The following is a 26,519-nucleotide window of genomic DNA, read 5'->3' as shown; positions in this document are numbered from 1 at the left end:
AAAATAACAAAATGGACACACCAAAATCAAAAAAAATAGAACTCATCATTCCGGCTTACAGAATGCATACCCAAGGCTTTATGAATGTTTTGGATGGTATTTCGGAAGAAGATGGCTTGAAAAGAATTGAAAACAAAACCAATCACATTGTGTGGATGGCAGGGAACTTTGTGAATATGCGCTACGGCTTGGGCTGGGTGCTGGGACTGCAGGAACAGGATCCAAACAATGATCTTTTCTTTCAGGGAAAAGCTTTGGATGAAAGCATTAAATACCCAACCTTGGCAGATCTGAAGAAGAACTTCCATGATATTTCTCCAAAAGTATATCAAAAATTATGGGAAATAACTGATGAAGAACTGGATGAGATCTTTGAAATAGGCATGAACATTCCTTTTGTAAAAGAAACAAAGCTCAATTTTGCCGGAATGTGCATTGGTCGTGAAGACTATCTATGCGGGCAAATAGGTTTGATGCGTAGAATCTTAAACTATCCGGGAATGAAGTATGATGTGGATGAAAACCTTAATTACTAACCCATGAATCCTTTAGAAAAAGGCTATAAACGGGTGAATGGAATTCAGTTGTATTATGAAATCTATGGATCCGGAAAACCATTAGTGTTGATTCATGGTGGCGGTTCTTCTATTTTGTATGATTTTAAAGAAGTCATTACAAGGATGGAGAGTAGGTTTCAGCTTATAGGAATTGATCTTCAAAATCATGGACGAAGTGAGCATCGTGATATTCCTGAAACATTTGAGCAGGATGCAGATGATGTTGTTGCACTTTTGGCCGAAATAAATATACATAAAGCCTCATTTTGGGGATTCAGTAATGGTGGAAACACTGTGATGCAGATTGCTCATCGCCATCCCAATATTGTAGAAAAATTAGTGGTTGCATCCGCATTTTATAAAAAAGACGGCATGATGGATGGTTTCTTCGAAGGGATGCAGGAAGCTACCTTTGAATCAATGCCTGAGCCATTTAAGATCAATTTTTTGAATCTCAATCCTGATTTTTCAAAACTGGAAAACCTCTTTGATAAGGATTGCAAAAGGATGCAAACCTTTGAAGACTGGGAAGATGAAGTTCTTACCTCAATACAATCACCTACATTATTCATTAGTGGTGATAAAGACGTAATGAAGCCAGAACATACGGTAGCAATGTGGCGCTTAGTAGAAGATTCAAAGTTAATGATACTTCCGGCAACTCACGGAACTTATATGATGGCTGACTTTGATGGGAGTATCAATGAAAATCTAATTGATTGTACTGTGAAAGAAGTTGAGCAGTTTTTAAATCATTAAAACAATAATTAGCACTTGTGGCATTACTGTAATTAGTGAATGATCCTTGTCATTTGTGTTTCAAATAAACAATAACATTTAAAATTAAAAATCATGGCAAAATTAAATCCGTACCTAAATTTCGATGGAACAGCTGAAGAAGCTTTCAATTTTTATAAATCTGTTTTCGGAGGCGAGTTCGTAGGAGAAGTTCATAAAATGGGAAATGCTCCCGGCACTGAAAACCTTTCAGATGAGGAAAAAAACAGAGTGATGCATATTGCGCTACCTATAGGAAGCGACCTTTTGATGGCATCAGATATCGTTCCGGGCTTTGGGCAAACCTTAACGGTAGGAAATAACAACTATGTTTCTATTTTTCCTGATTCAAGAAACGATGCAGAAAGAATTTTTAAAGGGCTTTCTGAGGGCGGAAATGTAGAAATGCCTCTTGAAGATCAGTTTTGGGGTGACTATTTTGGCAGCTTTCAGGATAAATATGGTGTTCATTGGATGGTGAATTATAATGAAGAGTATACAAAATAACCTTATATTTACTATATTTAACTAACCATAAAAGAGGTGCCTGTCTTGGGCAGCTCTTTTATTCAAATCACTAAAAAGTAGAACAATGGATCCAATTAAAATAGACATTACAATTTTAGTTCCAGTGGAAAAAGTATGGAATTATTTCAATGAGCCTAAGCATATTACAAAATGGAACTTTGCCCATGAAAGCTGGCAATGTCCTAGCTCAGAAAATGATCTGAAAGTAGGAGGGAAATTCAAAAACAGAATGGAGGCAAAGGATAAAAGCTTCGCATTTGACTTTGAAGGAGTGTATGATGAAGTTGTTCCTCATGAGAAAATTAAATACCACATGGAAGATGGACGAAAAGTTGAAGTAATCTTTGATAAGATTGACGAAAACACAACGAAGGTTATTGAAATTTTCGATCCGGAAAAACAAAATTCTGTGGAAATGCAAAGAGATGGCTGGTATGCTATTCTCAACAATTTCCATAAGTATGTAGAGAATCACTAAAAATATTTTTTGTAGCCATGATCAATTTAGTTATCATGTCAAAGAGTTTGAATTCCATTTATGCTATTAACTATGATCCCAAAGAGGATTTTCTTCATGGTGTGATTGCAATTCCGGCAAGAAAAGCCTTGAAAAAAGAGAAAATAGACTCTTTGGAAAAGCTGTCAGACTATTCTGAAAAGGAGCTTTTGCAGCTTCATGGTTTTGGAAAAAACGCAATGATGAAATTAAAGGACCATATGAAGGAGAAACAATTTTTTTTTAAAAAAGCATAAAAAGCAAAGTCAAATTTTTTATAGTGTCATTGCAAATAAAGAGAGATGATTTCTTTAAGTGCAGAGACATAAGATTCCCCTTGCTTTATGTTTTGATAGGAAAGAATGAATTCTTGTAAGGTTTAGGAGTTTTATCTGGGATAGAATTTCTATTCTTTTACTTGCCTGCAGATTTATTTTATTATTAATCTGCTGAAATTATTAGTCAATGAAAAAATAATTAAACTATTATAAAGCCAATTTTAAAATTGAAACTTATGAATAAAGATATTTTCCCATGTCTCTGGTATGACGGAGATGCCAAACAATCCGCAGAATTTTACTGCAAAGTATTTGGCGGAGAGATTACTGTAGATACCCCGGTTGTGATGAACATTGATTTGTTCGGACAAAGGCTGATGCTATTGAATGGTGGGCCACAGTTTAAAAAGAACGCTTCCATTTCGTTCATGGTAATTTGTGATACAGAAGATGAAGTTCAAAAATATTGGGATAAGTTGCTGGAAGGAGGAATGGCCCTGATGGAGCTTGGCTCTTATTCATGGAGCAAAAAATATGGATGGGTTCAGGATCAATATGGAGTTACATGGCAGTTATTTCTGGGAGAAAAGTCTGGTGATCAAAAAATAGTGCCTACCATGATGTTCATTCATCAAAACAATGGTAAGGCTAAAGAAGCAATGGAGCTTTATACCCAAACTTTCCCGAATTCAAGCATTGGAAATGTCTTAAAATATGGTGATGGAAGCGAGGGGCATCCTATTCCGGAGCCGGCAGAAAATGTTCAGCATGCCAATTTTGTAATTGACAACTATACTTTATTCTGTATGGATAATTCCTACGATCATCAATTTGACTTTAATGAGGGCATCTCTTTGGTAGTGATGACCGATGATCAGCAACAAACCGATCATTATTGGAATACGCTTACCTCAAATGGAGGGAGAGAAAGTATGTGTGGCTGGTTAAAAGACAAATACGGCGTAAGTTGGCAAATTGTTCCTAAAAGACTCATCCAATTGATGAACGATTCTAATCAGGAAAAAGCCTATAAAGTAGTTCAGGCTATGATGAAAATGCAGAAAATAATTATTCAGGATTTAGAAGATGCATATAATTCCTAAAAACTTCGGCTTATTGTTTGATGCTATTTAGAAAAGCTTTGATCTTAAAGAATTGGAGCAAGTCATAATCAAATTCAAAATTTACAGGTATGGAGATATTATCATATGAAATAGAGATTAATGCAGAACCCGAAAAAGTATGGAGTGTCCTTTGGGGAGATATTACTTACAGACAATGGTCAACTGCTTTTGCGGAAGGCTCTTTTTACGAAGGAACTCTGGAAGAGAATAATATCATCAAGTTTTTTGATCCCAAGCACAATGGGATGTACAGCAGAATTGAAAAAATTATCCCTAATGAGGAAATAAAATTTCTGCATCTGGGAGAAATTTATGATGGCATTGAGGTTCCTAAGGATTGGGGAGATGCTACGGAAACCTACTTTTTAGAGGAAAATGATAACGGAACTCTATTGAGAACTGAAATTCACTCTCCCGAGGAGTTTAAAGAATTTTTTGAAGAAAAATTTCCCAAAGCACAGATGATTATTAAACATCTTTCGGAAAACCAACTTTAAATCAGTTGAAAGTAAGTCATGTGGGTTGGGAAGTATCGTAATAAATCACAAAATTTTAAAATATGGAAACCCTATCTTACGAAACAATAATTGATGCTCCCTTGCAAAAAGTCTGGGACATTCTTTGGAGCCCTGAAACATATAGCGTATGGACGCAGTATTTCGGTGCAGGATCATCTATCATGAAGTCTGACTGGAAAGTAGATGGTAAAACATACTTTCTAAATGACAAGGGAGACGGAATGGTCTCTACTATAGACAGTCTGGATGAACCTAACCAAATAGTTTTTAAACACCTGGGAATGATAGAAAACGGAGTAGAAGACACCCAAAGCAAAGAGGTAATGGAGTGGAATGGTTGCTTTGAAAAGTATTTTCTAACCGATTATGAGGGAAAAACAAAGCTTCATGCTGAGGTTCAGGTCGAGAAACAATGGCGAGATCATATGAATACAGGTTTTACAAAAGGATTGATCGTGGTAAAAAGCCTCGCAGAGAGAGTCAATCTTACTTCAGTATAAATTACATTCCTTATTATTTGAATTTAAATACCTATGAAATTATTAGTAATCCTATTCGGAACATTTATATTGGCTTTGCTTGGAACCACAGTTTTTCAAGGGAAACCAGACTTCGTATTCTCAGGAAACCTTGGAATGGCTGTATTCATCATATTTACAGGTTTCTCTCATTTTAAGTTTCAGAAAGGAATGGCGATGATGATCCCTGAGTTTATTCCCGGCAAAATGTTTTGGGTATATTTTACCGGACTTTTAGAAATTGCAGCGGGAATAGGGTTAATGATTCCCTCCATTCGGGAGATAACGGCAATCTTATTAATCATTTTTTATGTGTTGGTTTTTGTAGCTAACATCAATTCTTCCAAAAAGAATATTAATATTTTTAAGGCAGATTATACAGGCCCGGGGATGCAATATCTTTACGCTCAAAGGATTCCTATGCAGATCATTTTAATAGCGTGGACCTGGTATTTCGGAATTTATTTACATTAGATATAAGGCAGCTTCTAAAGCTGTCTTTTTTTATTTATTTGTTTTTTTTAGAAAAATAATGCTTAAATTATGTAACGTTTTGAGGTTTAAGCTGTCTTATATATAAAAGCTTTAATTTTTTTAATTAAAAGATTAAATGCAACCAATAGTTTTAACTTTAAAGCATAAGTTATGAATCTAAATTCCAAAATTTTCGGTACAGCTTATATTGTACTTTCCGCTATTATGATGAATGCACAGAGTTCTACATCCAAACTTCCGGGAGATCCCACGCTTCCGTCTACCAAGGCTAATCTAGAGAAACTTGTTTCTTATGACAAAGGAAACTTCAAGTATAAAGTTGAAGATTACTTTGCAAGACCAAAGGCTTCCCAATTTAAAATATCGCCGGATGGAAAGTTTCTTTCCTATAAAGAAAAAGACAAAGACAGCAAAAATCATGTTTATGTTAAAGAATTAGGTACAGGGAAAATTACCAAGGCCATTGTAGAAAAAGATGACCTGATAAAAGCATATGGCTGGTTGAACAAAAACCGTTTATTCTATACGCAAGACAAAGGGGGTAATGAGAATATTCATCTTTATGCTGCGGATACTGATGGTAGTAATCTTAAGGATTTAACTCCATTTGACGGGATTACATTAGGCTCAATTATTCCAATAAAAGATACAGACTTCGTTGTAGTTACAATGAATAAGAATAATAAACAGATCTTTGAACCCTATAAAGTTAACTTCGTAACAGGAGAAATAACCCAATTGTATGAAAATAAAGATGCCAATAGCCCTATTGACGACTATATTTTTGATAAAGACGGAAATTTAAGAGGATATACTATTCTTGAAAACGGATTAACAACGAAGACTTACTATAAAGACCTGCAGACAGGGAAATTCAATCTGATTAAATCAACGGATTGGTCTGATACATTCAGTATTGTCAGATTTAATGATAATTCCAAGAACAAAGGCGAAGCTTATGTGGTCACTAATCTAGACAGTGATAAAGCAAAGATTGTTTTATATGATTTAAAGAAAAATGCTGTAATTAAGGAGGTTTATTCCAATCCTGTTTATGATGTAAGCTCAATAAGTGTTGCCGGTAAAAACAGAAATTATGAACTGGATTACGTTAGCTATAACGGCGTAAAAGGAGAAACGGTTCCGGTAAGTAAATTCTATAAAGAAATTGATGATAAGCTAAAATCTCAGTTTGGAGACAAGGAATTTGGTATCGTTTCTTCAGATGATAATAATGATAAACTTCTTGTAGTAGTAGGAAGCGATAAGCTATACGGAACGTACTACGAGTATGACACAAAGACTAAGCAAACAAAGCTTCTTTATAACCTGATGCCACAGTTGAAAGAAGAGGATATGGCAGAAATGAGACCAATTGAATTTAAAAGTAGAGATGGACTAACGATTCGTGGTTATATTACCCTGCCTAAAGCAGCATTGGAAGGCAAAAAGGTTCCTTTAATTGTGAACCCACATGGTGGTCCTCAGGGAATCAGAGATGATTGGGGATTCAATCCGGAAAGCCAACTGTTTGCAAGCAGAGGGTATGCTACACTTCAGGTGAATTTCAGAATTTCAGGAGGTTATGGAAAAGAATTCCAAAAAGCAGGGTATAAGCAGATTGGAAGAAAAGCAATGGATGACGTGGAAGATGGAGTAAAATACGCCATCAGCCAAGGATGGGTAGATAAAGATAAGATTGCAATTTACGGAGGCAGCCACGGGGGATATGCTACCTTGATGGGCTTGATCAAAACACCGGATTTATATGCTTGTGGAGTAGATTATGTAGGAGTATCTAATATTTTTACATTCTTCGAATCATTCCCGGAATACTGGAAACCTTACAAAGAAATGGTAAAACAAATCTGGTATGATTTAGATAACCCTGAAGAAGCTAAAATTGCCAAGGAAGTATCACCTGTCTTCCAGATTGATAAGATAAAGAAACCATTGTTTGTAGTTCAGGGTGCTAATGACCCTAGAGTAAATATCAATGAATCTGATCAGATTGTGAAAGCTATGCGTGCTAAAGGATTTGAAGTACCTTACATGGTAAAATATGATGAAGGACACGGATTCGGAAAAGAACCAAACAGAATCGAATTTTATAAATCGATGCTAGGATTCTTTGCTGAAAATTTCAATAAGGCTAAGTAAGTTTAAAATTTTTATAATGATGGAAACGGAGGATATTGTGTCTTCCGTTTCTTTTTTGTCATTATTGAGAAGTTGGAAGTTGGGAAAAAATGCAAAGAGGTTAAGTATAAAAAATAATGAAAAAATATTTTATGAAATGAAAAGCCGATGGATAAAAGAAAAATTGAATTCTTAGAAAAATATTATAAATTTATTAAAGTAAAACCAAGAAGACAGTCGTCATAGCAATATGGAGGTTGTCGAAAAAATAACAATGCCACAGAAAGAGAAAGAAAGCATCATCTCGCAGACCGTTTCCAACTACGGAGGAAAGCTGATGTCCTATATTCGTCCCAAAGTGAAAAACACAGAGGATGCAGAAGATATTCTGCAGGAAGTGTGGTATCAGTTCAGTAGCATTACCAATCTTTCCGAGATTGTAAATGTAGGAGGCTGGCTTTACAGGGTCACTGCGAATAAGATTACAGATCGTTATCGTAAAAAGAAAACAGAAAATCTTGAAGATTTTGTTTACGAAGATGAAGACGGTAGTTTTTCCATTAAGGATATTTTATTGATGGATGATAGCGCAGGTCCTGAAGTAAAGATGTTTCAGGATGAGATCTGGAAAAAACTGTTTGAAGCATTGGATGAGCTTCCTGAGAAACAAAGGTTGGTTTACGTAGAAAATGAACTAAACGACAAAACCCTCCAGGAGATCGCTGATGAACAAGGAGAAAACATCAAAACTATCATCAGTAGAAAAAACTATGCTGTGAAGCATTTGAGAAACAGGTTGAGAAGACTATACGAAGATTTAAAAAGTTAGAAAAAGAAATTATGAATCATAAACACAAAAAGAGCTGGATTTTTTTATTCTTATGTCCACCATTAATTTTATTAGCCGTTACATGGATTGTAATGATGCTATGGAATTGTCTGCTTCCGGAAATTTTAGGAGTAAAGGCCATTACATTCTGGCAGTCTATGGGAATATTGATCTTAAGTAAGATCCTTTTCGGAGGTTTTCATTTTGGTAAGGGAATGAGAGACTTCAAGGAAAGAAAAATGAGACAGAGCATGGAAGGATGGTCGCCCGAAGAAAAAGAAAAATTCAAGGAAGTATGGAAGAATAAATGCTCCGGAGGATTCTTCAACAGAAACAACGAATAATTTGAAAATTTTAAAAAAGTAGTAAAGTAAAATTAAAATTCATTCGTCTATATAAAAAACAAGAAGTAGTAAAATTTAAAATTTTGAAAAAATGAAAAATTCAGCATTAAAAGGTGCTCTTGGAGCACTAGCCGTTGTGGGTGTAGCTTTAATCGCTAAAAAAGCAGTACAAAGAAAAAGATTTATTAAGGGTATTTTTGATGAATACGGAATCAAAGAAAAATCCCCATTTGGATTGGCTGACAAGATCAGGGAGATGAATAATGAAGAGTATGAGGCATTGAAGGGAAAATTCAAAAAGGAATTTGCTTCAAGATGCTGCAGAAAAGATAATACCTGCGAAGCATAATTCGTAAAAGACTAAATTGAAATTGTTTAATTCCGGCGCGGGAAGCAGAGCTTCCCGCGCCGGAATTTTTTATTTAATAGATTATACTTTCTCACAGATAATATTGATACATAATTATCTGCAAAATCTGCGTGAATATTATTCTAATACTATGTTTAGATTTCTTTCTATACTAGAAATGACAAAGGTACCATTGAAATTTTATTGAAGATAAAATCCTTGCGCCTTAAAAGCAACGATCTTATAAAACCTTTTGTGTCTTTGCAATTTCCAATCATCAATATAAAAATCATGTTGAGATTGCTTCATCTTTGATTCGCAATGACTTTTAGAGCTTTTCTTCTAGCAAATTTTTACCGGAAATATAAAACACAAAGAAAAATAAATCCTTATTTTTGTATTGCTCAATGAAAGACTACTACTATTTTCTCGGTATATCCCAGGATGCTTCAGAAGAAGACATCAAAAAGGCTTATCGGAAGCTGTCTTTAAAATACCATCCCGACAAGAACGATAATGATGATTTCTTTGCAGACCGTTTCCGTGAAATTCAGGAAGCCTATGAAACGTTGAGTGACCCAGGCAGAAGACATTCCTATGATCAGAACCTGGAAAGCCATCAGCGAAGTTTCAGATATAATGTTCCGCCCGTCATAAAGACTTTTACAGCCAATAAAATTCATGCGAAAAAAGGAGAGGAGATTATTATCAATTGGCAAACAAGTAATGCCGATGTGGTGAAAGTATTACCTTTCGGATTGGAGAAACCTTATGGTGAAAGAATCTTTAAGATTACAGAATTTAAGGATGGAAAATTCCAGCTTTTGCTTCACGCAACAAATTCGCTTCTGCATAAAACCGTAGTGCAGGGAATTACCATTACAGAGGTTTTTGAAAATGATACAGAGAAATTCAAAAACACAGTAGAGGATATGTTTAAGTCTCAGCCGAGAACGGCTGTGAACAAGAATGGTCTGTCCAAAATTACAATGTTGTTTTGGGGGATTGTAATTTTAGCAATTGCTTTATACTTCCTAATAAAAGAACTTATTTAGCCTAAGCCATTTTCTTTCTTCCGGGGCACTTTTTGCATCTTTTCCCTTTCTTGAATTTTTTACAGCAAGATTTCTTTTCACAGAACATCTCTTCATTATTGAATGCATATGCAGGAGCCAAAGGCTGAACTTTAAACGGGACAATCATATTCATACTGCAAATATATTAATTTAGAATAAATATAATTAATAAAATTTCATAAAAATCTTAAAACCTGATGAATAGCAGTGTTACTCACTTTTTTTACATTCATAATAAATTGCAGATTTAACATAATATCACTTTAGACCCTCCATAATTAATCCCTAAAAGAGGCTATTTCTTGCAGGATGGCGAAATGAATATATTCCTCAATTAATTTACGATCATTGAAAATTATTTAAAGTTTTTCAATGAATATTTCACTATTTTATTGATAATAAATAGGCTGTATTGTTGAGTATTATTTATAGAATCTATAAAATTGCTGTTTAAAACAATCCAAACCGTATCCGATGACTATCAAAAGCAAAGTTATCTAAAACAACTGAACGATAGGGTGAATTATCTATGGTTTTATGATGTTGTGCAATCGTGTAAAAAATTGTAATTTTACGCATCTTTTTACAAACAAAATCTAATAAATAAAAATGAATACAGAACAGTTTGTGAGCCGTCACATTTCTCTTAATGAAGCCGATAAACAGGCGATGTTGGAAAAACTTGGCGTTTCTAGTATTGAAGAGTTAATTTCTCAGACTATCCCTTCTTCTATCCGGTTAGAAAAAGATCTTGAGATCTCAGAACCGCTTTCGGAATACGAAATGCTAAACCACTCTAAGGACTTGGCATCAAAAAACACTGATTATACAAGTTATATCGGATTCGGATACCACAACACGCTTTTACCATCAGCTATTCAAAGAAATATCTTTGAAAATCCTAGCTGGTATACTGCATATACTCCTTATCAGGCAGAAATTGCACAGGGAAGACTGGAAGCGCTTCTTAATTTCCAAACTGTAGTATGTGATCTTACAGGTTTCGGATTGGCAAACGCCTCTCTATTGGATGAATCAACTGCAGCTGCTGAAGCAATGCATATGTTCTTCAACAACAGAACTAAAGATCAGAAAAAAGCTGAAGCTAATAAATTCTTTATCTCTGACCTTGTACTGCCTCAAACAATCTCTGTTTTGAAAACTAAGGCTGAGGGACTTGGAATTGAAGTAGTAATAGGAGACCACAAAACTCATGCATTCGATGCTTCTTACTATGGAGTATTATTGCAATATCCTGGAAAAAACGGTATTGTACTTGACTATACTGAGAACATTGTAGAATATAAAAAATTAGATCTTCAGGTAGCCGTTGCTTGTGATCCTATGGCTTTGGTGAAATTAAAGTCACCGGCTGAAATGGGTGCAGACTGTGCTGTGGGAACTTCACAGAGATTTGGTATTCCATTAGGTTACGGAGGTCCTCACGCAGCATTCTTTGCTTGTAAAGAAGATTATAAAAGAGATATTCCTGGAAGAATCATTGGGGTTTCTCAGGATATGTACGGAAAGCGTGCATTAAGAATGGCTTTACAGACAAGAGAGCAGCACATTAAGAGAGAAAGAGCAACTTCTAACATTTGTACCGCTCAGGTTCTATTGGCTGTAATGGCTGGTATGTATGCTGTTTATCACGGTCCAAAAGGATTAAACTATATCGCTGATCAGATTCACTTTAAAGCGAATGCATTAAAGAATGGTCTTAAGGCATTAGGATATCAGACGGTAGAAGAGCCTATCTTCGATACAGTGAAAATTGTAATGGCTGAGGATGAAAAGGCAAGATTGGTGAGATTGATGCTGGATCACAGACTTAACCTTAACTACTTTACAGAAGGCGTTGTAAGTATTGCAATCAATGAAAGCACAACATTGGAGAAATTAAACTATCTAATGGCTTCTTTCGCTCAGTTTAAAGACAAGCAAACTTTCAAATTAGAAATAAAAGAAGGATACAGCATTCCGGAAGAAAACCTTAGAAAGGATGAAATTCTTACAGAAGAAGTATTCAACAAATACCATACAGAAACAGAATTGATGCGTTACATCAAGCGTCTTGAGAGAAAAGATTTATCATTGACGCATTCAATGATTTCTCTGGGATCTTGTACAATGAAGCTTAACGCAGCTACTGAAATGTTGCCACTTTCATGGGCAGACTGGGGTAGTGTACACCCATTTGTACCGGTAGATCAGGCAGGTGGTTATCAGCAAATGATTGCAGAGCTTGAAAAAGATCTTGCTGAAATTACTGGTTTCGCAGGAACATCTTTACAACCGAATTCCGGAGCTCAGGGAGAATATGCAGGACTAATGGTAATCAGAGAATACCATATCTCAAGAGGTGATCACCACAGAAATGTAGTATTGATTCCTCAGTCTGCGCACGGAACTAACCCAGCTTCTGCAGCAATGGCAGGAATGAAGATCGTTGTTGTTAAAAACCTTGAAAACGGGGAAATCGACTTCGAAGATCTTAAAGCTAAAACAGAACAACATTCAGCTAATTTATCAGCTGTAATGATTACCTATCCGTCTACTTACGGATTCTTTGATGCTAACATCAAGGAAATTACCAACCTAATCCACGAACATGGAGGACAGGTATACATGGATGGTGCAAACATGAACGCTCAGGTAGGATTTACAAGTCCTGGAAACATTGGTGCAGACGTTTGTCACCTTAACCTTCACAAGACTTTTGCAATTCCTCACGGAGGTGGAGGTCCTGGAGTAGGTCCAATCTGTGTTGCTAAGCACTTGGTACCATTCTTACCATCTAATGCAAATATCAGAATCGGAACTAAAGACGCAATTGAAGGTATTTCTGCAGCACCTTATGGTTCAGGTCTAATCCTTAACATTTCTTATGCTTACATTAAAATGTTAGGTACTGACGGTCTGAAGAAAGCTACAGGACATGCTATTATGAATGCGAACTACCTAAAAGAAATTTTAGCTGAGCATTTCCCAATTTTATATTCAAACGAGAACGGAAGAGTAGCTCACGAATGTATCGTAGATTTCCGTCAGTTCAAGTCTTTAGGAATTGAAGTGGCTGATGTAGCGAAGAGATTGATGGATTATGGTTTCCATGCTCCTACCGTTTCTTTCCCGGTTGCAGGAACTTTGATGATTGAGCCTACAGAATCTGAAAGCAAGGCTGAGATTGATCGTTTTGCTGAAGCTTTAATTTCGATTAAGCATGAGATTGACGAGATTGCAAACGGACAGGCTGATCCGGCAAATAACGTATTGAAAAACGCTCCTCACACAGAGCAATTGGTGATCTCTGATTCTTGGGATAAGCCATACAGCAGAGAAAAGGCAGCTTATCCGCTACAATGGGTAAGAGACCACAAATTCTTCGCTTCTGTATCAAGAGTAGATGAAGCATACGGAGACAGAAACTTAGTATGTACTTGTGAGCCTATTGAAGCTTATATGTAATCTGAGTTTTTTAGATATAATAAATCCCTTTCAGTAATGAGAGGGATTTTTGTATTTTAAAAGATGATACCGGAAGCTAGTTCCATTTTGCACCAAAAGCAACAATCACAAAATAAATAGCGAGCATTATAATATTTGTGAAAAGATTGACTACAAAGAATGGTTTTAATAGTTTCCATCCATTCTGTTTTATTCTCAATGAAAGCCAATAAAAAGTAAACTCAATGATTAAGGTTGCCCCAAAGCTACATAGAAAGCCGGTAAAGAAACCACCGAGTTCATATTCTCCTACTCTTGATTTCATGCCCCAAAAATCCTGATAACCATTGAGTAAAGAAAAATAAGGTGCAATGAAGTAATATCCTGCAAACATAGAAATGTAGTTGGCTGCAATGATCAACCATTTTCTGTTTTGAAGATTAAATTTTTCTACAAGAAGCTTGCTTTCAAATGTTCCTATTATAAAATTGATCCAGATCAAATGCAAAAAACTAAACCAAATCATAGGAGAACCTGCATTAGCTAAAAGGAAATTTGGAATAAATAAAAGGAATACTAAGAGGTAATTTTGATGATTAGTTTTCACGTTTTTTATTGTTTAAAATCTATACAAAAACATTGTCAAAAATAAGTAAATATTCAGAGAAAAGCAGTTTGAGTTCTAGGGAAATATATGGAAAATGGATAGGTGTGTCTCATTAGGATTTTCAAATAAATAGAAAATCACCTCCCAAAAACTGAAAGGTGACTTTTTGTTATATTTTATTTTGCTATCTTCTCTTATAGCTGTAGGCAACCAGAATTGCTACACCCATAATGAGTACTGTAATCATTGAAATGGTTTCAATTGAAATTCCACTTTTCATCTGTGTGTTTTCTTTTTCACATGAAAAAAAGAATAATACTGTCATCAATAGACAGCCCGAGAGTAATTTTTTAATCATAAATGCATTTGTTTGGTTGCTAAAGTTTTATGATCAAAAAGTATACCGAATTTGTAGACTAGTTTGAGGCTGCTTTATGGCCTTTCATTTAGATTTCTGGAAACCTTGTCAATGACTGATTGGTATTGAAAGTAGCTGACAAATGTGATAAGAATAAAAAATAGGGTAGGGATTACAGTCTCTATGATCAAATGACCAGCAAGGAAATGTAAAATTAAGAAAAGAATAACAGCGTATATCAAATTAAACAGGATAGGATAAAAAGACTCTATCTTGTAGGTTAAAATTCTCGTGGATTCATCATAGATAAAGTATTCTTTGCCCGGAGATATCACAAGTGGAGATCTATTTGAAAAATCCAGTTTCACGAGACTGTCTTTTCCGGTTATGATGTTGCCGTCAATATTTATATGATCTACTTGTCTTTCCATAAAAGAATTCTGTACAGCATCAGTCACATTTTTTAATGTTTTTCTGCCTTTTATTTTTCTTTCAAATGTATAGTGAAGTGATGTCATGATTTTTTACTATTAAATTCCTTTATTTTCAATTTTTCCCTCGTCCCAGTAATAATTATCAGGATAGATTCTCTCTCCAAAAATTGCCGTTCCAACCCGTACAATTGTTGATCCTTCTTCAATGGCAGTTTCCAGATCTCCGCTCATTCCCATAGAAAGCTCGTTCATTTCTACATTAGGAATATTTTCTTGGATGATCTTCTGCTGTAGGTTTTTCAGGATTTTAAAAAACGATCTTACCTGTTCTGTTTCTGCACTGAAGAGTCCGATGGTCATTAATCCTTTTATTTTCAATGTAGAAAATTCTGAGACCTTTTTAATCAATTCAATAGCTTTATCAGGATCTACCCCAAACTTGCTTTCCTCATTGGATGTATTCACCTGAATAAGAACTTCTATTGTCCTATTTTCTGCCAGAAGCTTTTGATGAAGTTTTTCGGCCAATTCCAGACGATCAAGAGACTGAATACAAGATACATCATACTTTAAAATATCCTTTATTTTATTGGTCTGAAGATGGCCAATAAAATGGTTCTCGTGAGGAATATCCTTTAAATCTTCATACTTCTCTTTCAGCTCCTGTACTTTATTTTCAGCAATTAGGATTTGTCCGCTTTCTAGGGCAATTTTGATGCGCTCTGCCGAAACGGTTTTGGTGGCTAGTAATAATTTAACCTCATGATAATTTCTACCTGCTTTTTCACACGCCTTTTTTATCCGGTTATTGATAATTTCGAGGTTATGGAGAATATCTTCTTTCATGACTTGATGGTTTCTTTGGCCTCCAGTTTTGTTATTAATGCTGCTTTTACCGATGTTAATGCATGGTCCTTAGCCTCTGCAAAAGAAATTGAATATTTCCTTTCAATAGTCCTCATGTCTTCAGGAAACTGAGCAAGCAGTTTATCATAGAATGTATCCAGAAAATCATTGGACGGCATTTCATAATTGATCTTTAGTTGAAAACGTCTCAATAAAGCGGTGTCAATGATCTCAGGATGGTTAGTCGCGCAGAGAAGAAGAGCGTCCTCAGGGTAATAATCGATGAGTTGGATTAAAGTGTTCACCAGTCTTCTCATTTCTCCTACATCCTTGTCGTCACTGCCTCTGGCTTTTCCAATCTGGTCCAGTTCATCCAGAAAAAGAACAGATCTTTCCCTTGCAGCCTTATCAAATATCATTTTAATATTCTGGGAAGTTTCGCCAATACGGGATGAAACAATATTGCTTAAATTTAAAATGATAATATTTTTCCCTAGAGCATTGGCAATAGCCTTTGCGGTCATTGTTTTTCCGCACCCCGAACTTCCCTGAAGCAGAATCTTGTTATTTACAGGAAGTCCATATTCCTGCAATTCCTTGCTGTAAGTATTTTCCTTAATAAGCTGTACAAGATGATCCCTGTTGTGTTTATCGAGAAATACTTCATTAAGGGTTATCTGTTCCTTGTCTTGAATAATGAGGTTGTAAAGATTCATGATGACGATTAAAAAATTCTTGGATTAACAAAGATAAAGCTTTATTGAATGCGATCTAAAATCCTGATTGATAATAAATACCTAGGCCAGCGGGAAAGCGATGGAGGAAGCGGGATATCTGTAAACAAAAAGAAAAGCCAAACAGATGTCTGGCTTTTCTCATTTGGATATTAAAATTTGTTATGAAACTAAGATCTTTTTGCTATGTTTTTGGGCCCTTTTACCCTAATGGTAAAAGAGCAATCTGATTTCTCAGAGTAAAAACATAAAACAATATAATTAGTATAGTTTTGCTATAGGCTTTTTGTTTTAATAATTAGTTTCTTTCTCTTCTTACTGTCATGAAATATGATGAGAATACTACTAAACATGTTGCGATACCGATATAAGTTACCATTTTGTATTATTTTTAATTATTTGACTTTATTTTATCAATCTTTCAATTGCAATATTACAGCTTTCAAATCACGTGCCAAAGTAAAATACTATGATGTATGTCAGTGTGTTAGGGGTGTTTTAATTAATTTTATGTTGGTTTTTTGTTTACAATGTGTTAATGTATTATTGTGAATTTATTAATATATTTATTATTATGGCTTGAAAAAAATATTAAAATGTTAACGGTTTGCGGACTTCTATATTAGACTTGATAAAACAAATAATAAATAATGCGGCGCATAATATCCTTGTAAAATGTTTTAATGGGTTGTAAAATTTTAGCGAGAAATAGATTTCTGTGTTAACAAAATTTATTTTTTCAGTGTTTTTTTGTACTGAAACTTTTGGCAGTTGTCAGATTCCGTGACAGTCAGTGACATGTGTATTTGTGACAAAATCGGAAAGAAAGATACTTTCTCACCAGCTTTAATCTGGAAGTATTTTATAATTTATAAAATATAAGCACTAATCTTTCTGTGGCTTAAGGTGTTCATCAATAGATTGTTATGAAGTTTTTGAAAGGAGTGTAGGGTCATAAATGAAACCTTAAGCCACTGGGAAATGCACATGCGTTATTTAGTTTTTCACGGATTCTTTATTAATGGAAAGGAGAAAAACGAAATAGGTTTTATTACTTTTGCATAAAAGAATACACGTATGGGACGCAGTTATATTTTTCTTGCCTTGGCTATTATATTTGAAATTATTGCCACCACTTTTCTGAAAAAATCGGAAGAATTTTCTAAACTGTGGCCATCTGTTGTTACCGTAATAGGATATGCCTGTGCTTTTTACTGTTTGAGCTTAACGCTTCGTCAGATTCCGGTAGGAATTACTTACGCTATTTGGTCAGGAGTCGGGATTGTCTTTATAACAATGATCGGGATTATAGCTTTCAAGCAGGTTCCGGATTTACCGGCTATTATAGGGATTGCTCTTATCGTTATTGGGGTAGTTGTTATTAATGTATTTTCAAAAATGGGAACGCATTAATTGATTAAACTGATCGTCTATTAAAATTATCAAACAGGACTCGTTAGCTGCCTGTCATTTATTTCAACCTCTTTATAATAGATTGGAAAAAATTGAATGAAAAAATTCTATCATAAAAAATATCCAGACTGTTTTCAATAATTGCATCAGTATAGTTGGCTATATTGGAAGCAGACGTTTCTTCTACAAAAACAAACCAGATTTCAGAGAGTTCATATCTTCTTTTAAATTCTTCTGAAGCATTGCTGTCCGGAACGGAAGAGTGGTTTAGGTCACAAAATAGAATACCTTTCTTTTCACCGTTTTGTTCTACAATATTAATAGAATGGTGAATGTAGTTCAGGATTTTTATCTTCGGGTCAAAGCACTCTACAAAGTGGTGCAAGTCGATAAGCTGTATTACTTTTTCTTCCTTTTGAGATTCTGTCATAAAAAAACATTCCAATGATATTTCCTTTGTTAATTCGTGAAAAGTCGTTAATTCCATGCTCATTTTTTAAAGACTACAAAGAAATACAGAATATCAAAGGCAGATTTTATTTTTATACAAAATGGCTTGTATTTTATACAAAACCCAGGATGTCCATAGTTAGTATAATAAAACCAGGCTTTTGTATAATAAAATAGTTGTAATTTACGTTAATGACTATTTTTGTTAATGATAAAGCTAGCCTCATATTATGAAATACAGCCCGTGGAAATTTAAAGAAACATTTGTAATGGACTTTCTGGTGGAGAGAAAATATAGATTTCGGAGACATCTGTTATTCCTTATCTTTTTTTTTCTTTTGCTGTACAGTTCCAGATTTTGGCAGCCTTATTCAGGAACCGTTCAGTTTTATGTGCTATTCTTTGTATATATGGCACTTATTGTCATGGTTTACATTAATACCTATATATTGGTTCCTCGGTTTTTCTTTAAAACGCGATACCTCAGTTATCTGGTATTACTTGTTGTATTGGGAGTTGTAGGGCTTAATATTATCGGATATGGTTTAAGAACTCTTTTTGCTGATTTCAGGATTGATAATATTCATCGGGAGAATGAAAAAGGAGGAATCTATGAGGGAGTGTTAATGTGTATTCCTATTATTCTGACAACCACTACAATCAAGCTTTTGCAGAAGTGGATCAATGATAATAAAAGAATCAACGAACTGAGCAATCTTACCCTGAATATGGAGCTAAATGAGCTTAGGAACCAGATCAACCCTCACTTTCTGTTCAATATGCTGAACAATGTAAAGGCCTTGATAAGAACAGATCCTGCAAAAGCATCTGTGGTTATTGTAAAACTTTCAGAGTTTCTAAGGTATCAGCTGTATGAAAACAGTGAAGAAAAAACCTTGTTGACTTCAGAAATTGATTTTCTGTCCAATTTTTTGAACCTTGAAAAAATAAGACGAGAGCATTTTTCCTTTGAAATTCATACTGAGGCTGATAAAAGAACCATTAATACCACCTTTATTCCTCCAAACTTATTTACAACCTTTGTAGAAAATGCAGTGAAACATAGTGTAGATATCAGTGGAAAAGAATCCTATGTGAAAATAGAGATCAGAATTGAAGATAAGCTGCTTCACTTTATCTGTGTAAATTCCAGAAATCCGGATTATATCATCTCTGATAAGAAAAACAGCGGGCTTGGGCTTGCCAATATCACCAGAAGGCTGGAATTGTTGTATAATGATACCTTTGAGCTAAATATCAATTCAGAACAAAAAGAATATACCGTTAATTTAATAATTCCTGTATGATGAACTGTATTATAGTAGATGATGAACCTTTGGCAAGATCAGAAATGCGATCACTGATTGAAGAAGCCTCAAAGATTGATATTCTCGGCGAATTTTCCAATGCACCATCAGCAATGGAGTTTCTTAAGGATAATGATGTAGACCTTATTTTTCTGGATATTGAAATGCCGATGGTAACAGGGCTGGAGTTTGCTGAAATGCTTCCCAAGAGATCTCTGATTATCTTTACCACAGCTTATTCCCAATATGCACTGAAAAGCTATGAGCTTGAAGCGGTAGACTATCTGCTGAAGCCCATTGATCCCCAAAGATTAGAAAAGGCGATAGATAAAGCAATCCTATATACAGAACTTTTGTCTAAGGATACGATCAAAAATACAGTAGAATCTAATACCACAGATTTTTTATTCATCAAGGCAGACCGACGGTTTTACAAGATCAGCTTTTCGGATATTAAGTTTATCGAAGGCTTGAAAGATTATGTTGTAATGCATACGAAGCAACAGAAACTCATCACCGCAATGAACCTGAAAACAATCCATCAGAAAATGTCCGGAGAAAACTTTATTCGGGTGAGTAAATCATATGTTGTGAATACAGAGTATATTGATTCCTTTGATAATCATAATATATATATTGAAGAGGCTGAGATCCCAATCGGAGAAGTATATAGAGCCGATTTTTTCGCAAAATATGCCGGGGGATTTCTCAATTCTGACTTATAAAATCATCAATAAAGACTTCATTAAGTTTACATTTTCTGACCCACAAAACGAATAACAGAGCCTGTTCCGTTATGAAATAAGCCTTCATTAAGATCAATCTTTGTTTCTGTAAGTTCCACGATATTATAATCCGGAAAATCAGCTTTAATTTCATCTATAGAAAACAGGGATTCAATATCTTTTGGGCCTCCTACTTTTTCATCTTTGGCAATGTATTCAAGATGATTTTTACTGAAAGCCTCAAAAATAATAAAACCGCCTTTGCGCAGATACTGATTCAACATTTGATGTATCGAAGATTTAACAGATGCCGGAAAATGGGCGTAAATAAGCGCGATCACATCAAACTGCTCTTTCTGATAATTCAAAGTAGATAATTCTCCCACCTGATAATCAATATTCACGTGGTTTTGTTCAGCAAGCTGAAAAGCTTTCTTCTGACCATTGGCACTGATGTCAAAAGCAGAAACATTCCATCCTTTTGTAGCTGCAAAAACAGCATTTCGTCCTTCGCCTTCTGCCGGGAAAAGGATGCGGCCGGGGCTTAATTTGTTCAGTTGTTCTTTTAGATAATGATTAGGATCCGTTCCGTACGCAAACTGTTCGCTGCCATATCTCTTATCCCATCTGTTGAGCCATGTGTTGTCTGTCATTTACAAAAGAATTTTAATGGTGTATCTGAATTATTTTTTAGAAATAAAACAATATTCCTCATTCTGCTTCAGTATACCAAATGTAGACTATTTTCTTCTGGCTTCCGTCCATGAAAAACATTTACTGCAATAGATTTTTTGAATGAGAGATCTCTTTAATAAAAATCTAAATACTATTCCATAAAATTAAAATTTGGAGTAATTTTGAAAAATGATGAATTTAAACCAGATTTTCACCAATCAACGTACAGGAAACAATCCGCAAACTAAGGTTTCAAGAACTGATTTTCAAAGAGATTTCGATAGAATAATCTTCTCTTCAGCTTTCAGAAGGCTGCAAAATAAAACTCAGGTTTTTCCTCTTCCCGGAAGTGTTTTTGTACACAACAGGCTTACACATTCACTGGAAGTGTCGTCTGTAGGAAGAAGTTTAGGAAGTATTATTGGTGAATTTATTGTTGAGGATTATAAAAATGACCTTACCGAAGATTCAAAGAATTTTTATCTATACAATTTAGGAAATGTAATTGCCGCAGCATGTCTTTGCCATGATGTGGGAAATCCTGCTTTCGGGCATTCCGGAGAAGATGCCATTGCAAGCTATTTTGAAAGGAATGAAAAGGATCTGAAATCAAAATTCAATGAAAAGGAATGGGCAGATTTGGTTAATTTTGAAGGAAATGCAAACGCGATCAGAGTATTGGCTCAGCAACAGCAGGGAAAAGATGCGGGAGGGATTCAGCTTACTTTTTCTACATTGGCAAGTATTGCAAAATACCCATGTGAAGCCGTAGCCAAGCAAAAAGGAATTATTCATCGTAAAAAATTTGGGTTCTTCCAGAATGAGAAGGATATCTTCCTTGAGATAGCAAAAGGAACCCAGCTTATTTCTGAATGCGAAGAACCTCATATCTTTAAAAGACATCCGTTTGTATGGCTGGTAGAGGCTGCCGATGATATCTGCTATAATATTATTGATATGGAGGATGCACACAGACTCGGAATTGTATCCACTTCAGACTGTGAAAACCTTTTCTTTGAACTGGTGAAATCCGAAACCAATGATATGGATAAGGTTAAAAATAAACTGGCTTCCATTTCCAATGAAAATGAGAAAATTTCTTATTTAAGAGCCAAAGCAATCAATGCTCTAATTAATAAATCCCTTGAGATCTATAAGCAGAACTTTGACACAATTCTGAAGGGTAATCTGGATAAAGGACTTTTGGATATCTATAAATCTGAAAACAACGCTTTGCAGGATATAGAATCTTTCTCCATTGAAAAAATTTATAATCATAAGGCCGTTGTGGAAATTGAGAATGCAGGATACAATGTAATGTATGAATTACTGGATCACTTTATTCCATCCATTCTGAAGCCGGATAATGAAAGAAAGTCCTACGATAAAAAAGCATTAAAGCTTCTTCCAAGACAGTTTGTTTATGATAACGGTACAGACTATCAGAAAGTTCTCGGAATTATCGATTTCGTTTCAGGAATGACGGATAACTACGCTACAGATTTATATCGAAAAATTAAGGGAATAGACATCGGAATGACCGTTTAGTTTGAAAATAAGTAGTATATTTATGAAAAACTGTTTCAACTTATTAAAATGAGCTTGAATAGTTTAACAAAGCACATATTATTACTACTTATTATAAAAACTTAAACTATGGGTATTTTTCTAGCACCCGTTATTTTATTCGGGCTAATCATTTTATTTGCATCGTTCTTTGTAGTGAAGCAGGAAACTGCAGTTATTATTGAACGTTTTGGAAAATTTCAGGGAGTAAAGCACTCCGGATTGCATCTTAAGCTTCCTATCATTGATCAGATTGCTAAAAGACTGAATCTTAGAATTCAGCAGTTGGATGTGATGATTGATACCAAGACATTGGATAATGTATTCATTAAAATGAAAATTTCTGTTCAGTATCAGGTAATCAGAAACCAAGTAGGAGATGCGTATTATCGTTTGGAAAATCCTGAAAACCAAATTACATCCTTTGTATTTGATGTAGTACGTGCAGAAGTTCCTAAAATGAAACTGGATGATGTTTTCGTAAGAAAAGATGATATTGCAGTAGCTGTAAAAGGTGAACTTCAGGAAGCGATGAACAGCTACGGATATGATATTATCAAGGCACTGGTAACGGATATTGATCCGGATGAGCAGGTAAAGCATGCCATGAACAGAATCAACGCTGCCGAAAGAGAAAAAACAGCCGCAGAATATGAATCTGAAGCGCAAAGAATCAGAATTGTTGCTGTAGCAAAAGCTGAAGCAGAATCTAAAAAGCTACAAGGACAGGGGATTGCAGATCAAAGAAGAGAAATTGCAAAAGGTCTTGAAGAATCTGTAAGAATGCTGAACAATGTGGATATCAATTCGCATGAAGCATCTGCACTTATTGTGGTAACGCAGCATTATGATACTTTACATTCTGTAGGAGCAAGTACCCGAAGCAACCTTGTGCTTCTTCCCAATTCACCTACGGCAGCAAGCAATATGCTGAATGATCTGGTAGTGGCTATGACTACAGCCAATACTGTAGGAGAAGTAAGCAAAGGGAAATATCCTGAACCTCCTCAAAAAGAGCAGGGATATTAATGAAGAAATAGAAATACTGAATAAATAAGCATATCAATTGTTTGATAAAAGCTTTTATTTCAGATGTACAGATAAAAAAACTCCGAAGAAATTTCTTCGGAGTTTTTTATTATTATTTCTTGGTTTTGGAAGCCTGCTCTATCAATGTATATTTAATTGAAGATGCGTCTGCCGGTGGATTGGCAATTTTTTCTGTTTTTACCTTCAAAACATATTCATAACCTGGTTCATAAGTAAACCCTTCAATATGGCTGTAGAAGTTACTCCAGCTTTCAGAAGCATTCTCTTTTACCTGCATACACTTCATACGTCCCGCTCCTGCAGAACAATCTACAGTTTGTGATCCTATGATAAGTGTTTTTTCGTTGGCTGCCACTTCTTTTTTAGTTTTGGAAACCTGCTTTACCAAAGTGTACTTGATGGAAGAACCATCAGCGGGTGGATTTGCTATTTTTTCTGTTTTTACCTTTAAAACATATTCATATCCGGGCTCGTAGGTAAATCCATCGATGTTTGTGTAGAAATTAGTCCAGTTTTCTGATGCCTTCTCCTTTACCTGCAGACATTTCATAGGAGCTACTCCTGTACAATCTGCGGTTTGTGGTCCTACGATGAATGTTTTTTCATCAGCTGAGGATACTCCTGCGGTGGTTGTACATTGTGTCATTGCGAATAATGCTAATGCAGGTGCTGCCCCTTTTAGAATTGTTGCTATACTTTTCATAAACTTGATTTTAGACCATACTTGGCAATTACCATGCCGAACTTTTTCGCGAATTGTCGCAGTTCTTCTATTGTTTTTTAGTTTTTTAATCATTTAATTTGAGGTTCTTAATGATCATAACCAAAGAACATAATACGTAAATATAAATATGGAGAATCAAATTCAAGTTGAAAATTACAGGATTCAGAAGCCTGAAATGTGGGCGGGGAATATTGGGGACCAGGAGATTATGGACCGCATCAAAGATTCCGAATTTGCCAGAAAACAAACAGATGACGGCCGGGATTATTGCTACTTTTTAGACAAAAAATATTACACAAGCAATAAGGAAAATAGTGAGTATGCCTGTATGGCCTATACTTTAAATGAGCCAGGAAATTTAGAAAGAGCCTCTGTTTCTGATGTTATTGTGGAAGAAAATGAGATATATCAGCTTCACAGGATTAGTGTTTTGAGAGATGGAGTCTTAATAGATAAGATTCCGGATACGAAAATTAAGGTTCTCGACAGCGAAAATCAAAGTAGCGGGGGAGTTCTGAGCAGTAATAAAAAGATTAATATTACGATTAAAGACCTTAGGCTATATGATGTATTGGTGCTGGAGGACTCAAGGGTTAAGCCTTTTACAGATCGTGATTTCCTGAGAAAGGAATTTTCAAAATATGTTTGGGTAAGTCCGGATAATTATTGGGCGTACGGAAGTTTTAAGTTTACATTTATTAATGAACGTGAAGAGACTATCGCTTATAAAAAAACATTTTTCAGGGATGAACAAGGAAATGTTCTGGAACCGGAAATTAATTACCTAAAGAAAGGAGAACGCTTCGTTATTGAAGAACAGAATTATATCAATCCTGTAGATGCTGGACGTGAGATCTTCCCTTATATAGACTTTGCCACAGACAACAACTGGAAAGATCTTTCCAATTATATTGTTCCTTTTTATGAGGAAATTTTCAGTAAATCTTCCTTAAAGGACTTTGCCCCCAATGTGGTAGAAAAGCTGGATGACATTCATGATCAGGATGAAAAACTTAGGTTTGCTATAGAATATGTTCAGAATCATATCTATTATATCTTCAATGCAGATGAAATGAATGGTCATAAGCCACAGGAGCCTGCCATAACCTATGAAAACAAACAGGGAGATTGTAAGGCAAAATCTGTTTTATTAAAGATTATCCTAGATTATATCGGAGTGGATGCCTCTGTTGTGTTGGTGAATTTCAACACAGATTATTACATTAAATATTATCTGCCTTCATTGCTGAACTTCAATCATGTGGTGGTAAAGGTGAACTACAAAGGTGAGGAATACTTTATTGATGCTACCATCAGAGATGAATTCGGGTTGATTGAAAACAGAGGGTTTATCTATTTTATGCATTATCTTGAAGTGAAAAGAGATCAGGAGCTTCAGATAAGAAAGCCGTTTAAGTTTCCTTATTTCTGCCTTAATGAAAAAGTGGATCTTAATGTGCAGGGATCAATAGGAAAGCTGAATGTGGAAACTACTTATAAAGGGAACCGCGCCAATGCGATGAGAAGGTATTTTAAAGTTACCAATAAAAGGGAAATCATAGACAGCTGGAACAATTTCCTTTTTTATGGTCTTAATTATTCTAATGACAGAAACGGAACAGATGTAAGAAATATCTTTAAGGATGCTGTCATAGATGTAGTAAGCGATGATAAAAAGTTAAATGAAATAAAAATTCAATACTCTGCTACCGTTGATAACCCTTACTATACGGATCCACAAAATAATCGTTTTCTGATGTACTTTGATAGAAATGTAGTGAAAGCGAGTGCAAGGGATTTTATGCATAAAGATTTACCGTTTTGGCATAATTTCGATAGAGAGAAGTATGAAATTAATTTGTATACCGATCAGAAGATTGATACGGAAGAAAAATATACAGTTCAGGAAAGCACCATTAATAATCCTTATTTTGAATATAAAAGCCGTAAGAAAGTAACTAAGAACGGAGCAACAGTTACTATTGAATGTGATCCATTGGTCAATATTGAAATTCCACAAAACGAATTTGAAAAGTTCAGAAATGACCACCATACAGTAGCTGACAGCAATTTCGGGCTGGGAGTTGACATTATAGAACCAGGATTGATGAACAGACTTAAGTTCAGCTTTAAAAAAAGATTTAAATAAAACATT

31 protein-coding genes are annotated in these 26,519 nt (G+C 35.1%); 22 read left to right on the top strand and 9 right to left on the bottom strand.

The window, feature by feature from the left end; genetic code table 11:
* The first annotated feature begins 11 nt into the window (after window positions 1–11).
* From EG359_RS05175 to EG359_RS05110, 14 genes are all read left to right on the top strand, one after another.
* The gene (locus tag EG359_RS05175) at window positions 12–536 is read left to right on the top strand and encodes a hypothetical protein (protein WP_076351306.1); all 525 of its coding nucleotides are present in this window, start codon (window positions 12–14) and stop codon (window positions 534–536) included.
* A gap of 3 nt (window positions 537–539) precedes the next feature.
* Window positions 540–1,316, top strand: coding sequence for an alpha/beta fold hydrolase (locus EG359_RS05170; RefSeq protein ID WP_076351308.1), 777 nt, complete (start codon window positions 540–542; stop codon window positions 1,314–1,316).
* 93 nt (window positions 1,317–1,409) lie between these two features.
* A complete protein-coding gene (locus EG359_RS05165; protein ID WP_076351310.1) occupies window positions 1,410–1,841 on the top strand; it encodes a VOC family protein in 432 nt (143 codons plus the stop codon).
* A gap of 85 nt (window positions 1,842–1,926) precedes the next feature.
* Window positions 1,927–2,340, top strand: a complete 414-nt coding sequence (locus EG359_RS05160; RefSeq protein WP_076351312.1) for an SRPBCC family protein — start codon at window positions 1,927–1,929, stop codon at window positions 2,338–2,340.
* 35 nt (window positions 2,341–2,375) lie between these two features.
* The gene (locus EG359_RS05155) at window positions 2,376–2,615 is read left to right on the top strand and encodes a DNA-directed RNA polymerase subunit alpha C-terminal domain-containing protein (protein ID WP_228450480.1); all 240 of its coding nucleotides are present in this window, start codon (window positions 2,376–2,378) and stop codon (window positions 2,613–2,615) included.
* A gap of 257 nt (window positions 2,616–2,872) precedes the next feature.
* Window positions 2,873–3,739 carry a VOC family protein gene (locus tag EG359_RS05150; protein ID WP_076351316.1) on the top strand — a complete coding sequence of 289 codons (867 nt, stop codon included), beginning with the start codon at window positions 2,873–2,875 and terminating at the stop codon, window positions 3,737–3,739.
* A gap of 89 nt (window positions 3,740–3,828) precedes the next feature.
* Window positions 3,829–4,257: an SRPBCC family protein gene (locus EG359_RS05145; protein WP_076351318.1), complete on the top strand. Its 429-nt coding sequence runs from the start codon at window positions 3,829–3,831 to the stop codon at window positions 4,255–4,257.
* Window positions 4,258–4,319: 62 nt separating this feature from the next.
* Window positions 4,320–4,778 carry an SRPBCC family protein gene (locus tag EG359_RS05140; RefSeq protein WP_076351320.1) on the top strand — a complete coding sequence of 153 codons (459 nt, stop codon included), beginning with the start codon at window positions 4,320–4,322 and terminating at the stop codon, window positions 4,776–4,778.
* 33 nt (window positions 4,779–4,811) lie between these two features.
* Window positions 4,812–5,270 carry a DoxX family protein gene (locus EG359_RS05135; RefSeq protein WP_076351323.1) on the top strand — a complete coding sequence of 153 codons (459 nt, stop codon included), beginning with the start codon at window positions 4,812–4,814 and terminating at the stop codon, window positions 5,268–5,270.
* Window positions 5,271–5,441: 171 nt separating this feature from the next.
* Window positions 5,442–7,451, top strand: coding sequence for a S9 family peptidase (locus EG359_RS05130; RefSeq protein WP_076351325.1), 2,010 nt, complete (start codon window positions 5,442–5,444; stop codon window positions 7,449–7,451).
* Between the two features lie 253 nt (window positions 7,452–7,704).
* Window positions 7,705–8,259, top strand: coding sequence for an RNA polymerase sigma factor (locus EG359_RS05125; protein WP_174567008.1), 555 nt, complete (start codon window positions 7,705–7,707; stop codon window positions 8,257–8,259).
* Window positions 8,260–8,270: 11 nt separating this feature from the next.
* On the top strand, window positions 8,271–8,603 hold the full coding sequence (locus tag EG359_RS05120) for a hypothetical protein (protein WP_076351329.1): 333 nt from the start codon (window positions 8,271–8,273) through the stop codon (window positions 8,601–8,603).
* A gap of 91 nt (window positions 8,604–8,694) precedes the next feature.
* On the top strand, window positions 8,695–8,952 hold the full coding sequence (locus EG359_RS05115) for a hypothetical protein (protein ID WP_076351331.1): 258 nt from the start codon (window positions 8,695–8,697) through the stop codon (window positions 8,950–8,952).
* 407 nt (window positions 8,953–9,359) lie between these two features.
* A complete protein-coding gene (locus EG359_RS05110) occupies window positions 9,360–10,007 on the top strand; it encodes a J domain-containing protein (protein WP_076351333.1) in 648 nt (215 codons plus the stop codon).
* A gap of 1 nt (window position 10,008) precedes the next feature.
* Here the strand turns inward: EG359_RS05110 and EG359_RS22375 are convergent, their stop codons facing one another.
* Complete coding sequence (locus tag EG359_RS22375; protein WP_162926100.1) at window positions 10,009–10,161, bottom strand: hypothetical protein; 153 nt, start codon at window positions 10,159–10,161, stop codon at window positions 10,009–10,011.
* A 476-nt stretch (window positions 10,162–10,637) separates the two neighbouring features.
* On the opposite strand from EG359_RS22375, the gene gcvP reads away from it, so the two are divergent.
* A complete protein-coding gene (gene gcvP, locus EG359_RS05105; protein WP_076351335.1) occupies window positions 10,638–13,496 on the top strand; it encodes an aminomethyl-transferring glycine dehydrogenase in 2,859 nt (952 codons plus the stop codon).
* Window positions 13,497–13,572: 76 nt separating this feature from the next.
* Here the strand turns inward: gcvP and EG359_RS05100 are convergent, their stop codons facing one another.
* The 5 genes from EG359_RS05100 to EG359_RS05085 all read right to left on the bottom strand — a co-directional run bounded on the left by EG359_RS05100 (window position 13,573) and on the right by EG359_RS05085 (window position 16,436).
* A complete protein-coding gene (locus EG359_RS05100; protein WP_076351337.1) occupies window positions 13,573–14,082 on the bottom strand; it encodes a hypothetical protein in 510 nt (169 codons plus the stop codon).
* A gap of 184 nt (window positions 14,083–14,266) precedes the next feature.
* The gene (locus EG359_RS22370; protein ID WP_164463041.1) at window positions 14,267–14,440 is read right to left on the bottom strand and encodes a hypothetical protein; all 174 of its coding nucleotides are present in this window, start codon (window positions 14,438–14,440) and stop codon (window positions 14,267–14,269) included.
* A gap of 74 nt (window positions 14,441–14,514) precedes the next feature.
* Entirely contained in the window at window positions 14,515–14,958 is a 444-nt protein-coding gene (locus EG359_RS05095; protein ID WP_076351339.1) for a hypothetical protein, read from the bottom strand.
* A 12-nt stretch (window positions 14,959–14,970) separates the two neighbouring features.
* On the bottom strand, window positions 14,971–15,720 hold the full coding sequence (locus EG359_RS05090; RefSeq protein ID WP_076351341.1) for a YggS family pyridoxal phosphate-dependent enzyme: 750 nt from the start codon (window positions 15,718–15,720) through the stop codon (window positions 14,971–14,973).
* Window positions 15,717–16,436, bottom strand: coding sequence for an AAA family ATPase (locus EG359_RS05085; protein ID WP_076351343.1), 720 nt, complete (start codon window positions 16,434–16,436; stop codon window positions 15,717–15,719). The genes EG359_RS05090 and EG359_RS05085 overlap by 4 nt, the downstream gene beginning before the upstream one ends.
* A gap of 48 nt (window positions 16,437–16,484) precedes the next feature.
* Here EG359_RS05085 and EG359_RS22790 point away from each other — a divergent pair, with 48 nt between their 5' ends.
* Both EG359_RS22790 and EG359_RS05080 read left to right on the top strand, forming a co-directional pair.
* Window positions 16,485–16,610, top strand: coding sequence for a hypothetical protein (locus tag EG359_RS22790; RefSeq protein WP_262488022.1), 126 nt, complete (start codon window positions 16,485–16,487; stop codon window positions 16,608–16,610).
* Window positions 16,611–17,531: 921 nt separating this feature from the next.
* Window positions 17,532–17,867: a DMT family transporter gene (locus EG359_RS05080; protein WP_076351345.1), complete on the top strand. Its 336-nt coding sequence runs from the start codon at window positions 17,532–17,534 to the stop codon at window positions 17,865–17,867.
* A 58-nt stretch (window positions 17,868–17,925) separates the two neighbouring features.
* Here the strand turns inward: EG359_RS05080 and EG359_RS05075 are convergent, their stop codons facing one another.
* The gene (locus EG359_RS05075; protein WP_228434873.1) at window positions 17,926–18,360 is read right to left on the bottom strand and encodes a hypothetical protein; all 435 of its coding nucleotides are present in this window, start codon (window positions 18,358–18,360) and stop codon (window positions 17,926–17,928) included.
* 187 nt (window positions 18,361–18,547) lie between these two features.
* Between EG359_RS05075 and EG359_RS05070 the strand changes: the two genes are divergently transcribed.
* Together EG359_RS05070 and EG359_RS05065 are read left to right on the top strand one after the other, a co-directional pair.
* Window positions 18,548–19,624, top strand: coding sequence for a sensor histidine kinase (locus EG359_RS05070; protein ID WP_076351349.1), 1,077 nt, complete (start codon window positions 18,548–18,550; stop codon window positions 19,622–19,624).
* Window positions 19,624–20,349, top strand: coding sequence for a LytR/AlgR family response regulator transcription factor (locus EG359_RS05065; RefSeq protein ID WP_076351351.1), 726 nt, complete (start codon window positions 19,624–19,626; stop codon window positions 20,347–20,349). The genes EG359_RS05070 and EG359_RS05065 overlap by 1 nt, the downstream gene beginning before the upstream one ends.
* A 26-nt stretch (window positions 20,350–20,375) precedes the next feature.
* Here the strand turns inward: EG359_RS05065 and EG359_RS05060 are convergent, their stop codons facing one another.
* Entirely contained in the window at window positions 20,376–21,002 is a 627-nt protein-coding gene (locus EG359_RS05060) for a class I SAM-dependent methyltransferase (RefSeq protein ID WP_076351353.1), read from the bottom strand.
* 214 nt (window positions 21,003–21,216) lie between these two features.
* On the opposite strand from EG359_RS05060, the gene EG359_RS05055 reads away from it, so the two are divergent.
* Both EG359_RS05055 and EG359_RS05050 read left to right on the top strand, forming a co-directional pair.
* On the top strand, window positions 21,217–22,572 hold the full coding sequence (locus tag EG359_RS05055) for a deoxyguanosinetriphosphate triphosphohydrolase (protein WP_076351355.1): 1,356 nt from the start codon (window positions 21,217–21,219) through the stop codon (window positions 22,570–22,572).
* 108 nt (window positions 22,573–22,680) lie between these two features.
* Complete coding sequence (locus EG359_RS05050; protein WP_076351357.1) at window positions 22,681–23,619, top strand: SPFH domain-containing protein; 939 nt, start codon at window positions 22,681–22,683, stop codon at window positions 23,617–23,619.
* A 112-nt stretch (window positions 23,620–23,731) separates the two neighbouring features.
* Here EG359_RS05050 and EG359_RS22700 read toward each other — a convergent pair whose 3' ends face one another.
* Complete coding sequence (locus EG359_RS22700) at window positions 23,732–24,343, bottom strand: DUF4377 domain-containing protein (protein WP_084180271.1); 612 nt, start codon at window positions 24,341–24,343, stop codon at window positions 23,732–23,734.
* Between the two features lie 148 nt (window positions 24,344–24,491).
* Here EG359_RS22700 and EG359_RS05035 point away from each other — a divergent pair, with 148 nt between their 5' ends.
* A complete protein-coding gene (locus tag EG359_RS05035) occupies window positions 24,492–26,513 on the top strand; it encodes a DUF3857 domain-containing protein (protein ID WP_076351359.1) in 2,022 nt (673 codons plus the stop codon).
* Window positions 26,514–26,519 lie beyond the last annotated feature (6 nt).

Source organism: Chryseobacterium joostei, from assembly GCF_003815775.1.
Lineage (GTDB): Bacteria > Bacteroidota > Bacteroidia > Flavobacteriales > Weeksellaceae > Chryseobacterium > Chryseobacterium joostei.
The sequence above is the reverse complement of the archived record's forward strand: the minus strand, read 5'-3'. Positions and strand labels throughout refer to the sequence as shown.

What these genes read in the sequence shown, in the direction of transcription:
- EG359_RS05065 (WP_076351351.1), top strand. Translation starts at nt 19,624, where the DNA reads ATGAACTGTATTATAGTAGATGATGAACCTTTGGCAAGATCAGAAATG.
- EG359_RS05155 (WP_228450480.1), top strand. Translation starts at nt 2,376, where the DNA reads ATGTCAAAGAGTTTGAATTCCATTTATGCTATTAACTATGATCCCAAA.
- EG359_RS22370 (WP_164463041.1), bottom strand. Translation starts at nt 14,440, where the DNA reads ATGATTAAAAAATTACTCTCGGGCTGTCTATTGATGACAGTATTATTC.
- EG359_RS05165 (WP_076351310.1), top strand. Translation starts at nt 1,410, where the DNA reads ATGGCAAAATTAAATCCGTACCTAAATTTCGATGGAACAGCTGAAGAA.
- EG359_RS05095 (WP_076351339.1), bottom strand. Translation starts at nt 14,958, where the DNA reads ATGACATCACTTCACTATACATTTGAAAGAAAAATAAAAGGCAGAAAA.
- EG359_RS05120 (WP_076351329.1), top strand. Translation starts at nt 8,271, where the DNA reads ATGAATCATAAACACAAAAAGAGCTGGATTTTTTTATTCTTATGTCCA.
- EG359_RS05060 (WP_076351353.1), bottom strand. Translation starts at nt 21,002, where the DNA reads ATGACAGACAACACATGGCTCAACAGATGGGATAAGAGATATGGCAGC.
- EG359_RS05140 (WP_076351320.1), top strand. Translation starts at nt 4,320, where the DNA reads ATGGAAACCCTATCTTACGAAACAATAATTGATGCTCCCTTGCAAAAA.
- EG359_RS05085 (WP_076351343.1), bottom strand. Translation starts at nt 16,436, where the DNA reads ATGAATCTTTACAACCTCATTATTCAAGACAAGGAACAGATAACCCTT.
- EG359_RS22790 (WP_262488022.1), top strand. Translation starts at nt 16,485, where the DNA reads ATGCGATCTAAAATCCTGATTGATAATAAATACCTAGGCCAGCGGGAA.
- EG359_RS05055 (WP_076351355.1), top strand. Translation starts at nt 21,217, where the DNA reads ATGAATTTAAACCAGATTTTCACCAATCAACGTACAGGAAACAATCCG.
- EG359_RS22700 (WP_084180271.1), bottom strand. Translation starts at nt 24,343, where the DNA reads ATGAAAAGTATAGCAACAATTCTAAAAGGGGCAGCACCTGCATTAGCA.
- EG359_RS22375 (WP_162926100.1), bottom strand. Translation starts at nt 10,161, where the DNA reads ATGAATATGATTGTCCCGTTTAAAGTTCAGCCTTTGGCTCCTGCATAT.
- EG359_RS05150 (WP_076351316.1), top strand. Translation starts at nt 2,873, where the DNA reads ATGAATAAAGATATTTTCCCATGTCTCTGGTATGACGGAGATGCCAAA.
- EG359_RS05070 (WP_076351349.1), top strand. Translation starts at nt 18,548, where the DNA reads ATGAAATACAGCCCGTGGAAATTTAAAGAAACATTTGTAATGGACTTT.
- EG359_RS05050 (WP_076351357.1), top strand. Translation starts at nt 22,681, where the DNA reads ATGGGTATTTTTCTAGCACCCGTTATTTTATTCGGGCTAATCATTTTA.
- EG359_RS05035 (WP_076351359.1), top strand. Translation starts at nt 24,492, where the DNA reads ATGGAGAATCAAATTCAAGTTGAAAATTACAGGATTCAGAAGCCTGAA.
- EG359_RS05075 (WP_228434873.1), bottom strand. Translation starts at nt 18,360, where the DNA reads ATGAGCATGGAATTAACGACTTTTCACGAATTAACAAAGGAAATATCA.
- EG359_RS05170 (WP_076351308.1), top strand. Translation starts at nt 540, where the DNA reads ATGAATCCTTTAGAAAAAGGCTATAAACGGGTGAATGGAATTCAGTTG.
- EG359_RS05135 (WP_076351323.1), top strand. Translation starts at nt 4,812, where the DNA reads ATGAAATTATTAGTAATCCTATTCGGAACATTTATATTGGCTTTGCTT.
- gcvP (WP_076351335.1), top strand. Translation starts at nt 10,638, where the DNA reads ATGAATACAGAACAGTTTGTGAGCCGTCACATTTCTCTTAATGAAGCC.
- EG359_RS05115 (WP_076351331.1), top strand. Translation starts at nt 8,695, where the DNA reads ATGAAAAATTCAGCATTAAAAGGTGCTCTTGGAGCACTAGCCGTTGTG.
- EG359_RS05090 (WP_076351341.1), bottom strand. Translation starts at nt 15,720, where the DNA reads ATGAAAGAAGATATTCTCCATAACCTCGAAATTATCAATAACCGGATA.
- EG359_RS05130 (WP_076351325.1), top strand. Translation starts at nt 5,442, where the DNA reads ATGAATCTAAATTCCAAAATTTTCGGTACAGCTTATATTGTACTTTCC.
- EG359_RS05175 (WP_076351306.1), top strand. Translation starts at nt 12, where the DNA reads ATGGACACACCAAAATCAAAAAAAATAGAACTCATCATTCCGGCTTAC.
- EG359_RS05145 (WP_076351318.1), top strand. Translation starts at nt 3,829, where the DNA reads ATGGAGATATTATCATATGAAATAGAGATTAATGCAGAACCCGAAAAA.
- EG359_RS05125 (WP_174567008.1), top strand. Translation starts at nt 7,705, where the DNA reads ATGCCACAGAAAGAGAAAGAAAGCATCATCTCGCAGACCGTTTCCAAC.
- EG359_RS05160 (WP_076351312.1), top strand. Translation starts at nt 1,927, where the DNA reads ATGGATCCAATTAAAATAGACATTACAATTTTAGTTCCAGTGGAAAAA.
- EG359_RS05110 (WP_076351333.1), top strand. Translation starts at nt 9,360, where the DNA reads ATGAAAGACTACTACTATTTTCTCGGTATATCCCAGGATGCTTCAGAA.
- EG359_RS05080 (WP_076351345.1), top strand. Translation starts at nt 17,532, where the DNA reads ATGGGACGCAGTTATATTTTTCTTGCCTTGGCTATTATATTTGAAATT.